Raw genomic sequence first — 13,481 nt, 5'->3', positions numbered from 1 at the left:
AAAGGCTATTTTAGAGCTAGCTAATTCCTCAAGCTCTTACTAGTTCTAGCTAGTTCTAGATAAAAATATTAGTTTTTCGGAGTTTATAGACCAAAATCAATCATAATCATTGGTTTAACATGTCTTTTTTCTAAATTCTGGTTTTACACCTTTGGGCATAGCCTGAGTCTATGACTTTCGATAAAATTGTTAATTATGATTAATTTTCAACTTGACTAATGTGCTGGGTTAAGAGAAACTTACATATAATTGATGTAAACACTGCTAAAGATAATAATTTTTGTAAATTTTTTAAATAAAAGTATTTTAGGGTATGCAAAATTAATTACTTAATGACTTATTTTATCGTTAAGGAAAATATTGCGACTAGGAGCAGAGTATTGCATTCCGCTTCAGGGGAGCATGTAAAAACCTCAATCACAATGGTTGGTCAAAAGTATGGAGACATTAGAATTTATAATTTATCCAGACGGTAGAGTACAAGAAAAAGTGACTGGAATAGTTGGTGCTTCTTGTGCAGAAGTTACTGCTGCAATTGAAGCACAGTTAGGGATTGTACTTACTAACGAGCCAACCTCAGAATATTTTGCTGCTAAAGCATTTTCTAATTCTCAAAATGATGTTGCAAATAATCAAGCGACATTCAGTGAGTGGTAATTTTTTGACCCAACTTAATCATTTAGCCTCACAACCAAGAAATAGGTATTATGTCACATTTTAGCCAAATTAAGACACAAATTCGTAATCTTAAATCTTTGAAGAATGCTCTGACTGATTTAGGTGTAGCTTGGAAAGATGGTTCTCATTCTTTGCGGGGCTATCAAGGTATAACCCATACTGCTGAAATCGCAATCGAGCAAAATAATGGCTACGATATTGGGTTTAAGTGGAATGGGAAAGAATATGAGTTGGTAGCTGACCTACAATACTGGGGGCAGAATCTTTCCGTTGAAGGGTTTTTACGACAAGTTACTCAGCGCTACGCTTATAGAACAGTTGTAGAAGAGACAGCCAAAGCTGGTTTTGAGGTCAGCGAGCAAAAACAAAATCAAGACGGTTCAATTCGCTTGGTAGTACAGCGCTGGAGTTCGTAATGTCTGATTCTTTGCCGCCCGATAAACAAAGCGAGCGTTCTGGTTTTGAACCGGAACTAGGGGGTTTTTTACGAGAAGACTCTCAACGTTCTGGTTTGGAACCGGAATTGGGAGGTATGCTGCGTCAAAAGGGGGTGTATGTAGACGAAATTACATGTATCGGCTGCAAGCATTGTTCTCACGTGGCTCGCAACACTTTCTATATAGAATCTGATTATGGGCGTGCCCGCGTTATGCGTCAAGATGGCGACTCAGAAGAAGTAATTCAAGAAGCCATTGACACTTGTCCTGTAGACTGCATCCATTGGCTTGATTATACGGAACTGAGAAAGTTTGAAGAAGAACGTAAGTATCAAGTAATTCCTGTAGTCGGTTATCCCCTTGATGTTGCAGTTGTTGCGACTCAAACTCGTAGAAGAAAGCAAAAACTGAAGAAGAAAAAGCCTCGGATTTAAGATTTTAAATTTTTGTTTAATAAAAAGGGTTGCTGTTGCAGCCCTTTATTTTTATCTGTTGATAATTGGAGCGAATTCTCAATCATATGATGTCCGGCATATTATGTCGGGTAAATCATTTGTCATTACTTTAGCGAAGCGTAACCGAAGCTAATTTAGCGGACACGATATCAAACATCAAACTTTATTATCAGGTTTAATAGTTTGCGTCAGAGCAATGTTTCCTCTCCACAGAGGTTTAACTATCGTTATAACTACATAATAATAATTATTATTAAATCAAACCCGAGATTAAAGAGTACAAAGTAATTGATTAATGAAAAAATGGGTTTATATGAGTTAAGTAGTAGATTTTTGACACTTAACTGATATTAAACCCAATTTTCCAATCTTAAAGCTTATTCAATAAATAAACCTTAAGCATAATATTTTCTCAAAAAATAGCTTTAGCCGAAGAAAACTTCAATCATATGCAACTGATTCTTTTTCGGCTTTAGTTAAAAATTAAGATCGGCAGGTATTGAGAAATGACTGAAAACCCATATCATAAGTAAACTACGAAGAAAAAACTTATTTAAATCGTAGAGCTTAATTAACCCAGTATAAAAAGTTCATTTGTAAATCTTCTCTACCGATTTCAACTAAGCTATGGTATGAGTTTTCAGCGCTCTCAACCTAAGACAAATATTTCTCCAAAGTATTAGCTAATGTAGTTTTGGGAACCGCGCCGACTACCATATCAACTTTTTGCCCACCTTTAAAAATCATTAATGTGGGAATACTGCGGATACCGTACTGGGAAGCAACGTTGGGATTCTCGTCGGTATTAACTTTTACAACCTTGATTTGACCTTCGTATTGCGAAGAAATTTCCTCCACAACAGGAGCTACCATACGACAAGGACCACACCAGGGTGCCCAAAAGTCAACTAATACAGGAACTTCGCTATCGAGGACTACCTGTTTAAAGCTGGAATCTGTAACTTGTTCGGCTGATGACATGCCTTAAAACCTTATAATTCAGATGTTTTTGATTTTTGTGAAAATTCTACCACAGCAAAAACCACTGCCTTTGCATTTGGAATATACATTTACAGAGTAGCGTGAAAATTTATTCCAAGACATAAGGAACCGCCCGAACAGTAGTCCGGGCGGAGTGTGGTGTGAGGAGTGAACGGAAACATGCGTCTCCGCTATTTCTATTGTAGGCGACATATGGGATTTTTCCAGCCATAGTTTAAAAGTAAAGAAAAATTTCTTTAAGGAAGTCTTAGACAAATAGGATTGGAGATTCAAGATAATTAATGATTGACGTTTTTTGGAATAGTTGCCGTACCTCTAACCATCATTAACGTTGTGGTATTTCTCATATCATTAACCTTTTTGCTCAATTTTCTTTACTTACCCATGCCTAAATGTTGAGCTTTCTGGTATACTTTACCCTCGGTTAGTAAGGATGGAGCAATAACAACTTCAACCTGCTGCATCTCTTTGATGTTTTTTGCTCCAAGGGTTCCCATGCTTGTTTTTAAAGCACCTAGAAGATTATGAGTGCCATCATCAAGTTGTGCTGGCCCGGTTAATATCTGTTTTAAAGTTCCAGTTGTACCCACACTAATGCGAGTACCGCGAGGCAACACTGGTGATGGAGTCGCCATCCCCCAGTGATAACCACGTCCAGGCGCTTCGGCGCTTCTAGCGAAGGGAGAACCAATCATCACACCATCGGCACCACAAGCAATACATTTACAGATATCACCGCCAGTGATTAAACCGCCATCGGCAATTACTGGTACGTAATTTCCTGTCTCCTTATAATATGCATCTCTAGCTGCCGCACAATCAGCGATCGCACTTGCTTGGGGAACTCCTACACCCAAAACTCCACGGGAGGTACAAGCCGCACCAGGCCCAATTCCAACTAATACCGCAGCAGCACCGGCTTTCATTAAGTTGAGAGTGACTTCATAACTCACACAGTTACCCAAAGCTACTGGCATGGGCATTTCTCGGCAAAACTCAGCTAAGTCTAAAGGAATTATCGATTCGGGTGATAGGTGTGCTGTAGAAACTACAGTAGCTTGCACAAAGAACAAATCTGCTTGGGCTTCTGCTACCACCGAACCGTACTTAGAAGCTGCTGCGGGAGTAGCACTAACTGCGGCAATACCACCGCTCGATTTGATTTCTTTGATTCGTTGCTGGATCAATTCGGGCTTAATTGGTTCTGCATAAAGTTCTTGCATCAAGGGTACAAACTCATTTTTATCTACCCCAGCAATCTTGTCTAAAATTGGTTCTGGATTTTCATAGCGCGTTTGAATTCCTTCTAAATTGAGTACTCCCAATGCTCCTAACTCTGACAAACCGACAGCCATACGAACATCAACTACGCCATCCATTGCACTGGCGATAATTGGGATTTCTCTCTCAATATTGCCAATACGCCATGTAGTATCTGCTAATGTTGGGTCTAATGTTCTTGTACCTGGCACTAAAGCAATTTCATCTATTCCGTAAGCCCTGCGGGCTGTTTTTCCCCGCCCAATTTGAATATCCACGTGCTTTCACTCTAGTTATGTATTTAAGCTAGGGTATCAAATTGTGGGAGTATTTTGACCGGTTTTTTTTGAAACTAATTGTTTAGAGTAGAACAGACAGAAAATTACATTAAAAAGTCATTGAAAAATCTGTCAAACTATATTATCTATCCAAATAAGTTAATGGGTGCATTTTTTGATTCCTGCTTGCATACTTTCTATCAGTCTACTTTCTCTGACTCAATATTTTAGTGTTAAGAACGCGCTTTAAAAGGAATATTAAAATCTAAAAAGCCGACAAAAATCATTCCCAAGGCAGATGATACAATGTATGTCTTCTCTGCATGGATTCACTAATTATATTAATCGGTTGGGCTAAATGCGAATGTATTTAACATCGCTACTTTCGAGTAATCTTATGTATTAACTCTGAACTTTGTCTATTGGCGGGTCTCTTTTTTTACTAATATACTTATGCTTTATTTAATAAAAAAGTGGTCTTAAATACTTGTAACCAACACTTTAAAAGCAAGTTCTACCAGTCAAAATTTATATATTACATTCAAAATTAAAACAAAAATAGATTATAATTGTTTACAACTTGAAGTACGCAAATTTTATTAATAAATATAATATTTAGGGTCGCATTAAAAAAACAACAATTTCGATTACAGAAAGAATTTGTCGATAAACTTCAAATCATCTCGCATTGATTACCAAAAACAAAATATTAGGAATAAGTAACAATGCATACACAGACTATTTATCCTTTAAAAACAATTTATGAATATAAAAGCGCTTTCAAAGACTGTATCTAAGTAATAATCACTAATTCAGTTTAAAAATAAGGACATACTGTTCGCAAGCGTTCAGAGTCGCTAATATTGTTAACATAACTTCAAATATTATAAAAATAGCCTTGATCCAATCCGAAACACTAGAATTATTGGAATGGTCTCGCTTATGCCAGCATTTGTCTACCTTCGCGGCAACCAAGCTGGGGGCGATCGCCGCACGTAATATTGCTATTCCTGACTCTCAAGTAGAAAGCGAATACTTGTTAGCGCAAACAAAAGAAGTATACGAATTAGAAAATCGTTTAGATAATGGAATTTCCTTTGAAGGGATTCAGGATTTCGGCGATTCTTTGGAAAGAGCAGAACTTAAGGGCATTTTAGCAGGGGATGAATTATTAGCTATAGCTACTACCCTGGCTGGAATCAGAAATTTACGCCGTCTAATTGATAACCATCCAGATTTAGAAATATTAAACGAGCTAGTAGCCGATTTACGAACTTATCCAGAATTAGAAAAGGAAATTCATCGCTGTATCGATGAGCGAGGACAAGTAACCGATCGTGCTAGCGAAAAACTAGGGGATATTCGTAATTCATTGCGTCAGAGCCGCAGTCAAATCACCCGTAAACTACAAAACATAATACAAGTAAAGGCAAATGCCCTGCAAGAAACCATAATCACTCAGCGCAGTGATAGATTTGTCATTCCGGTAAAAGCACCGCAGAAAGATGCAATTCCTGGTATTGTCCATGACACTTCCACGAGCGGAGCCACCTTATATGTGGAGCCAAATTCTATAGTGCCGATGGGCAATCAGCTGCGTCAACTATTACGTAGGGAACAAGTTGAAGAAGAAGCAATTCGCCGCAAACTTTCCGAGCAAGTAGCTGAAGTCAAGCTAGATTTAGAAAAATTATTAGCAGTTGCAACGACCTTAGATTTAGCAACCGCGAAAGCACGATATAGCTTTTGGCTAAAAGCCAATCCTCCTCGTTTTATCCAACCATCTGAAGAGAATATTACTCTACGTGAATTACGACACCCTTTGTTAGTGTGGCAGCAGCAGCACGAACAAGGACACGAGGTAATTCCGGTAAACTTAGTTATACATCCATATATTAGAGTTGTTACAATTACAGGACCAAATACTGGTGGTAAAACTGTAACTCTGAAAACTCTTGGTTTTGCAACTTTGATGGCGAAGATAGGTTTGTTTGTACCAGCACGAGAACCTGTAGAGTTGCCTTGGTTCGATCGGGTATTAGCAGATATTGGTGACGAACAATCTTTAGAGCAAAGTTTATCAACCTTTTCCGGTCATATTCGCCGAATTAGTCGAATTTTGGATGCAGTTTCTCATGTGAAAGTAGAGGAAGCGCAAACAGCAGAGAAAGCAGAGCAAGAAGAAAATACTTCTCTGCCTTCCCCCACTCCCTCTTCCTTAGTTTTGCTCGACGAAGTTGGTGCCGGTACCGATCCAGTAGAAGGAAGTGCTTTAGCGATTGCCTTGTTGCGTTATCTTGCAGATAATTCAATGTTGACAATTGCTACCACTCACTTTGGCGAACTGAAGGCGCTGAAGTATCAAGACGAACGATTTGAAAATGCTTCAGTAGAATTTGATGAAGCGACTTTGTCACCAACTTACCGTTTGCTCTGGGGAATCCCCGGACGTTCCAATGCTTTGGCAATTGCTTCTCGTTTAGGTTTGAAACCAGAAGTAGTAGAAAAAGCAAAAGACGAAATGGGAGGTGCGACGGATGAAGTTAATCAGGTGATAGCGGGATTAGAAGCACAACGTCGTCGTCAAGAAGAGAAAGCAACGCAAGCTCAAGATTTATTGCAGCAAGCGGAACGCTTTTATAAAGAAGTCTCAGCCAAAGCCGCAGACTTAGAAGAAAGAGAAAAATCTTTACGTGCCTCTCAAGAAATAGCAGTGCAACAGGCGATTGCTTCTGCGAAAGGCGAAATTGCTGCGGTAATCAAGCGTTTGCAACAAGGTAATCCAACTGCTCAGGACGCTAAAAAAGCTACGGATAGTATAAATAAATTAGCAGATAGATTTATACCGAAAGCTGAGCCGAAGCCAAAAGCAGGCTTTATGCCCAAAGTTGGCGAGCGAATTCGCATTCCCAAATTAGGACAAACAGCAGAAGTGTTAACAGCCCCTGACGAAGATGGGGAATTTAACGTCCGCTTTGGAATCATGAAAATGACTGTCAAATTGAAGGATGTGGAATCTTTAAGTGGAGAAAAAGCCCAGCCTTCAGCGAAAGCAAAACCCGCAGCGAAAATAGCCCCAGCCCCACCACCTCCTGTAGAAAATACGCCTTTAATTCGGACTTCTAAAAATACCGTAGACTTAAGAGGAAGACGAGTCGCAGACGCTGAATTAGTTTTAGACAAAGCGATTTCAGAAGCCCAAAGGGCAATATGGATAATTCACGGGCACGGAACCGGAAAACTTCGCCAAGGAGTACATGCCTATTTAAAGCAAAATCCCAGGATTAGTAATTACGAAGCAGCACCGCAAAACGATGGTGGAACTGGCGTTACTATTGCTTACATAAAATGAACGGACATCGGGTAATAATTAGGAGTAGAAAGTATTGAGTAGCCCTAGCAACTGTCTTCAGTTACTCATTTATTTTCCTTTGTACTCCAATGCCCAATGCCCAAATAAAAATTCCCTTTGACAAAATAGAAATTGAATCTAAAGTAGGTAAAAGACAAATTGCTGTTGATTGAAATCAGGTAGAAAGCTTGCCATATTGCGAACTTTTTGCTATTGCTTGCGGAAACCAATATAAAATGTTGAAAGTCTGGTTTCAAAATGGGTAACAGCAACAGTCCATACCAGCCCGATCACCTATGCTTAAAGTTATGCACTCTGCTGGCGATTCACCCACTATTAGTTCCCAGTGGGAGGATTTAACTAATATTGCCGCCCCGACATCCATTCAATGGGACGATATTAAAGCCCAAATTGACCTGGTTTTGTTGGCGCTAGAAGCTTTGACAGGAATCGGTTCCGAGGCAATGCTTTCAGCGGCGATTAATCTGAATTTAGAATCAAGAGTGCCAGACCGGGTGGCGCTGTGGCGATTGCGCCAGTCTAATCCCATACGCAAAGGTCAGGGAGGCAGAAAAAAATTAGATGTAGAAGAAGCTCGTTCGTTAGTTTTGATTACTTGCTATCTTGCCAGACAGCATCAAGAGTTAATTCGTCGTGCTGTGGACTTGTTGGAGCAAAATGCTCAAAATAACCGCGAACCTCATTACTCTGCTTTATTAGGAGATTACATCGATGCTTTCTGCAACACTTATCAAGAGCGGATGGAAGATGATGAGAAAATCTCCACAGATATACTCACCAACTTGGCACTCAAATTACTAATAGATTTAGTTTTTTACAGTGGTTCCGGTGGACATCGCCGTCTCTGGCTAGCACTTATAGACCGTTCTACAAAATTTTAAAATGTCCAAGACGCATTTACTGCCATGCCTCTATCAAATTCAGTGATTCGTCGGTATACGCCGCCTACCTGCACGTTAGAAGTTTTGGCGCAAAGTTCTCCTTTGTCGCGTTGGATGGGTAAATCCGTTCTCAAGCAGGTTAGGTTTAATCTTCGTTTTGACGATCCGCGACAGCCAGAAGACGAAAAAGTTGTAGTCCAAGGCGACCGGGACCAGTTAGAAGCTTTATATACAGCAGTATCAGGTTACGTGCAAGAAATTTTGCAACAGTCTCCTGAAAATTTCTGGGATTCGAGAATTAAAGCTCCATCGGCGAGTAAAACTCCATTTCCTAAGTCATTAGATGATGTTTCTAATTTAGAACAAGATGCTGCTAACCTTAGAAACCAATTTGCGAACAGGGGAAGTATTTATTTACAACCAAGCAGTAATTTAACTCACCAACTGTTTCTTGGTCCTTTAGGGAACCAGGCTACAGGTCCTTCAATTCAATTGGGTTTGCTACAATTGTTCGATCTAGCAACAGCTTTGGATGAGTATATAGCTGATGTTGTTGCTTTACCTACTGAAACTCAACCGCGTAGAAACAGTTTTGCTGTACCTGCTTGGGCACCTGTTGCTGCTGTACTGGTATTGGGTTTGGGTTTAATGCCATTTACCTATCAGTATGCTAACCGTCTGCGAGAGAAAAACAAGACTGGTGAGACTGTAGCCACAGCAAATAAAGATATTGGTAATGATGCGGCTTCAAAAGGTTCCTTAACGCCGCTAACTGTTCCAACCTCATTAGCTAATCCTTCGCCTGACGTATCACAGTTACCGACTTTAGGGACGGGTTTAAACATCCCCAATACATCTTTACCAAGTCCTTTAGCATCTGCCGCTCCAAATTTAGCAGCTCCGCAAAAACCTAGTACTACTTTTCCTTCTGCTTCTACACAACCATCAGGTAGTTTATCGAGCATTCCTCTGCCTCCATTAGGTAACAATAGTTTTGGTAATAGTGCAACAACAAAACCACAAGCTGGAGGACAAACTTTATCTATTTCTCCAAATCCTTCATCTGCAAGAACGAATGGGGGAATTGCCACAAAGCCTAATCTTGGAGCAAATAGTTCAGCATCACTTCCGAAAAGTAGAACTAGTTTACCATCTACAAGTTTGCCAACAACTAGTTTACCGTCATTGACGAATCCATCTACTCCTAAAGCTCCTGTTATTCCTTCAAAACCAGCCAACACAATTCCTCAAATTCGGAATAATCAAGGAAGTTTACTTACAAACCTGCCCAAATCTAGTAACGATTTGGCAGCACAATTAAGAGAAAATCGACCTGCTTCGGCAACAAATAACGCTGGAAAATCATCTGCAACAACAGCTGCAGCAAATAGCGAAACATTATTCGATACCAATCAGGTCACACAAGTTAGAAATTATCTTAGAAAACGCTGGCAACCGCCTAGGGGATTAAAACAGCCTTTACAGTACAGCTTGACAGTAGGTGTTGATGGTGCACTCGAACAAATTCTTCCTTTAACAAAAGCTGCAAGAGATAACGTCGATCGTGCTGGGATTCCAGAAATTGGTCAACCTTTCGTTTCTTCTAGTCGCAACGGACAAAATGTAAGAGTTCGTGCAGTACTTAGACCTAATGGTAAAGTACAAGTTTTTCCAGAGACAGACTAGCTAGGTTACGACTCAAATTTGATGCTGTTAAAGCCTCCTCGCCCGCTCCAGGACGGGGATTCTTATGTAAGTAAACAAATGAAGCGGACAATTTTCCGATGACTTCCAATCAAGCTACTTTTTTGCTTGCACGGGTGATACAAATTGAGTTAAGTTTAAAATGCAACTTTTGGAGCTACAAAATATTAGTATAGATACAGACGTACCAATATACGTCGGTTTTATATTTTGAATAAAAATCTATATCAATAAAAGATTACTCCAGCAGTAAAAGTTGGCGACTACAAGCGTACTTACTCGCCTTGGTTATGTTAACCAGAGGTGCTTTTTAATGCGAACCGGTAACTCTACTTTTTTGATACTTATTTACATCTATTAAGTTGATTATTTGCTGATACTTATAATTTTAATATTGCGAAATATTGATTAATAGGTGAAAATACCATCCCCTTAAAAGGCATTAGGAGTTAAAAATAATAGATTGTGGACTATACGCCCCTACGAGCGGCGAACATACTCTGCACGCGATTTTAGTAAATTATAATGTTATTTTGGCATCACCTGTCATGACCTTTAATGATTTTTATACATCAGAGCATCTTCAAACAGATATCCTGGAGTTAATCGAAAAATTACCTAAGTTAAAGAATCAGAAATACATAGAACAGACTTTAAATACAGTATTGCGACTTGCTGGCGATGAAATCGACCGCTTAGATTGGAAAATATTATCGTCATCTCTGGCGGATATGGAGCGGGGTTTCCAGTTGTTTCATACTTATCGTCACGTTCGTAAAGTTACCATATTTGGTTCGGCACGTTTATCGCCAGATACACCTGACTATGAAATGGCAAAAGATTTTGGTCGCTGTGTATCTGAGTTGGGATTCATGGTGATTACTGGTGGCGGTGGCGGAATAATGCACGCCGGACATGAAGGTGCTGGAAGGGAAAATTCCTTTGGTTTGAATATAGAATTGCCGTTTGAACAAGAAGCCAACCCAATTATTGAGGGCGATGACAAGCTAATTCACTTCAAATATTTCTTTACCCGCAAGTTATTTTTGCTTAAAGAAAGTGATGCTGTTGCTTTATTCCCCGGTGGTTTTGGCACTCAAGATGAAGCATTCGAGTGCATGACTTTGAGTCAGACTGGTAAATTTGGCCCAGTTCCATTGATTTTGATCGATCATCCCGGTGGCGATTACTGGAAATCTTGGAGCGAGTATATTGATAAGCAGTTAGTCGCAAAAGGGTTAGTAAGTCCCGAAGACCCGAGTTTATATACTGTTACGGATAATCTCCAAGTTGCTTGTAACGCCATAACCTATTTTTACAAAGTTTATCACTCCAGCCGTTACGTAGGCGATCGCCTAGTGATTCGCTTAAATTCGGATTTATCTGATGCTGAATTGGACAAGCTAAATAGAGAATTCAGCGATATTTTGGTCAAAGGAAAAATTGAGAAGAGTCAGGCTTTACCACAAGAAGGAGCTGACGAAGCCGTTGGATTGCCACGTTTGCTTTTGTATTTTAATCAAAAGGATTTAGGACGCTTGTATCAGATGATTGCAGTAATTAATCAAATGGGGCATCCTTCAGTGGAAGATGCCAAACATCCGGAAAGGAAGTAAATTTGGGAATTGGGCATTGGGAATTGGGCATAGGGAGTAATTTCTAGGGCTACAACAAGGAAGCCCATCTGCACAGATCAAGAAATAAGTAATCTCTAATCAAAAATACAATTCTTCAACTTTTTGAATCGTTCCCAGCCTCTGAGTTGGGAATGTTTTTAAGGAGGTTCTCTCTACCGAGGATTTTTAATCGGTTCAAAATAAATCAAAGGTGGACAAATAAATGCCCACCTAAAAAACTAATTAAACTATCAGCTAAGAACCCAATTAACTAAAGTCCGCACGCCGAAACCAGTTGCCCCAGAAGGATGATAGCCATTTTCCTTATCCGTCCAAACTGGTCCTGCAACGTCTAAATGCGCCCAAGCAGGAGTATCTTTGACAAACTGCTTTAAAAACAGAGATGCAGTAATCGAACCACCAGCACGAGGCCCGGTATTTTTCATATCGGCAATACCAGACTTTAAACCTTCAAAATATTTATCTTCCATTGGCATCCGCCAGAATTTCTCTCCAGCACTTTCGGAAGCTTTTTGTAATTCGGATGCTAATTCATCGTTAGGGGTAAATAAACCTGCAATTTCATTTCCTAAAGCAACAATACAGGCTCCTGTCAAAGTTGCTAAATCTACAATGGCATCTAATCCCAATTTATCAGCAAATACTAACGCATCAGCCAAAGTTAAACGCCCTTCAGCGTCAGTGTTATTAACTTCGATAGTTTTACCGTTAGAAGCTTTAAGGACATCGCCGGGATGCATTGCATGTCCGCTAATCATGTTTTCAGTAGCGGCAGAAATAAAGTGAACTTCTACATCTGGCTTGAGCTGCCCAATTGCTTTGGCAGCACCTAAAGTAGCCGCAGCACCCCCCATATCCATTTTCATGGTTTCAATACCGCTACCAGCACCTTTGATATTTAAGCCACCAGAATCAAAAGTTAAACCTTTGCCAACAATTGCCAGTTTGCGTTTGGGTGTACCTTGAGGTTTATAAGTAATGTGAATAAATTTTGGTGGTAAATCGGAAGCTAAAGCTACTCCTAAAAAAGCACCCATGCCTAACTTTTCACACTCTTCTCTTTCAAGAATTTCTATTTCTAAACCATGTTCGGAAGCAATATCTTGAGCAATTTCCGCCATTGTTACTGGGGTTAACTCATTTGCTGGGGCTGCAACTAATTCCCGTGCCAGCATGACTCCTGAAACTATCTGATTAGCGCGGGTTACGGCAGCATCTTGTCCGCCGAATCCGATTAAATCTATAGTTTCTACTTGTGTTTCTTTTTCTTCTGGCTCCGATTTGAAACGATTATCTTGATAAAGCGCTAGTTGTACGCCTTCAGCTATTGCCTGTGCAGCTTGAGCGCTATCATCATTCCAAATAGGCAAGCTAATACCTAAAGTCTTGCACTTTTGCTTTTTAGCTAACTTTCCAGCCGCAGCAGCCGCACGTCGTAAACTTTCAGCATTAAAAGAATCGGCTTTACCCAAGCCTACTAAGATAACTTTACGAATAGAATTACCACCACTTAAGCGAGTAAAGGCAGTACTGTTAGGTTTTCCTTTAAATTCTTCGTCTTCTATTAATTCTTTTAAGCTACCAGCTAACTTTTTATCCAAAGCAGCCAAATCGCCATTTAACTCTACCCCATCTTCAAATAATCCTACGGCTAAAGCATCCCCAGACCAATCTGAAAGCGGTGTATTACTCGCTCGAATTTCCATTTCGTATCCAACAAGTGACTTTACTTGTACCAGTATTGCTCAAAATTCGCGCTTTGTACTACAGATTAGG

At 39.8% G+C, this 13,481-nt stretch carries 10 protein-coding genes; 7 read left to right on the top strand and 3 right to left on the bottom strand.

The annotated features are described in order from the left end of the window. Nucleotides 1-438 precede the first annotated feature (438 nt). From RIV7116_RS00605 to RIV7116_RS00595, 3 genes are read left to right on the top strand one after another with little or no spacing between them, the layout of a single operon-like run. Entirely contained in the window at nucleotides 439-657 is a 219-nt protein-coding gene (locus RIV7116_RS00605) for a DUF2997 domain-containing protein (RefSeq protein ID WP_015116311.1), read from the top strand. A 50-nt stretch (nucleotides 658-707) separates the two neighbouring features. After that, on the top strand, nucleotides 708-1,094 hold the full coding sequence (locus RIV7116_RS00600; protein WP_015116310.1) for a DUF1257 domain-containing protein: 387 nt from the start codon (nucleotides 708-710) through the stop codon (nucleotides 1,092-1,094). After that, complete coding sequence (locus RIV7116_RS00595) at nucleotides 1,094-1,549, top strand: ferredoxin (RefSeq protein WP_015116309.1); 456 nt, start codon at nucleotides 1,094-1,096, stop codon at nucleotides 1,547-1,549. The genes RIV7116_RS00600 and RIV7116_RS00595 overlap by 1 nt, the downstream gene beginning before the upstream one ends. 675 nt (nucleotides 1,550-2,224) lie before the next feature. Here the strand turns inward: RIV7116_RS00595 and trxA are convergent. Continuing rightward, nucleotides 2,225-2,551 carry a thioredoxin gene (gene trxA / locus RIV7116_RS00590; protein WP_015116308.1) on the bottom strand — a complete coding sequence of 109 codons (327 nt, stop codon included), beginning with the start codon at nucleotides 2,549-2,551 and terminating at the stop codon, nucleotides 2,225-2,227. 395 nt (nucleotides 2,552-2,946) lie between these two features. Further along, nucleotides 2,947-4,110, bottom strand: coding sequence for a GuaB3 family IMP dehydrogenase-related protein (locus tag RIV7116_RS00585; protein WP_015116307.1), 1,164 nt, complete (start codon nucleotides 4,108-4,110; stop codon nucleotides 2,947-2,949). 898 nt (nucleotides 4,111-5,008) lie between these two features. Here RIV7116_RS00585 and RIV7116_RS00580 point away from each other — a divergent pair. The 4 genes from RIV7116_RS00580 (at nucleotide 5,009) to RIV7116_RS00565 (ending at nucleotide 11,684) form a co-directional block, all read left to right on the top strand. After that, the gene (locus RIV7116_RS00580; protein WP_015116306.1) at nucleotides 5,009-7,462 is read left to right on the top strand and encodes an endonuclease MutS2; all 2,454 of its coding nucleotides are present in this window, start codon (nucleotides 5,009-5,011) and stop codon (nucleotides 7,460-7,462) included. Nucleotides 7,463-7,758: 296 nt separating this feature from the next. Continuing rightward, a complete protein-coding gene (locus tag RIV7116_RS00575; RefSeq protein ID WP_015116305.1) occupies nucleotides 7,759-8,364 on the top strand; it encodes a DUF3038 domain-containing protein in 606 nt (201 codons plus the stop codon). Nucleotides 8,365-8,388: 24 nt separating this feature from the next. Next, a complete protein-coding gene (locus RIV7116_RS00570; RefSeq protein WP_015116304.1) occupies nucleotides 8,389-10,050 on the top strand; it encodes a DUF4335 domain-containing protein in 1,662 nt (553 codons plus the stop codon). Nucleotides 10,051-10,616: 566 nt separating this feature from the next. Next, entirely contained in the window at nucleotides 10,617-11,684 is a 1,068-nt protein-coding gene (locus RIV7116_RS00565; RefSeq protein ID WP_015116303.1) for an LOG family protein, read from the top strand. Nucleotides 11,685-11,935: 251 nt separating this feature from the next. On the opposite strand, the gene RIV7116_RS00560 is transcribed toward RIV7116_RS00565, so the two are convergent. Next, nucleotides 11,936-13,411 (bottom strand): leucyl aminopeptidase, encoded by a 1,476-nt coding sequence (locus RIV7116_RS00560; protein ID WP_015116302.1) that lies wholly within the window; start codon nucleotides 13,409-13,411, stop codon nucleotides 11,936-11,938. Nucleotides 13,412-13,481: the final 70 nt, after the last annotated feature.

The organism is Rivularia sp. PCC 7116 (assembly GCF_000316665.1).
Lineage (GTDB): Bacteria > Cyanobacteriota > Cyanobacteriia > Cyanobacteriales > Nostocaceae > Rivularia.
This window is presented reverse-complemented; position numbering and strand designations above follow the sequence as displayed.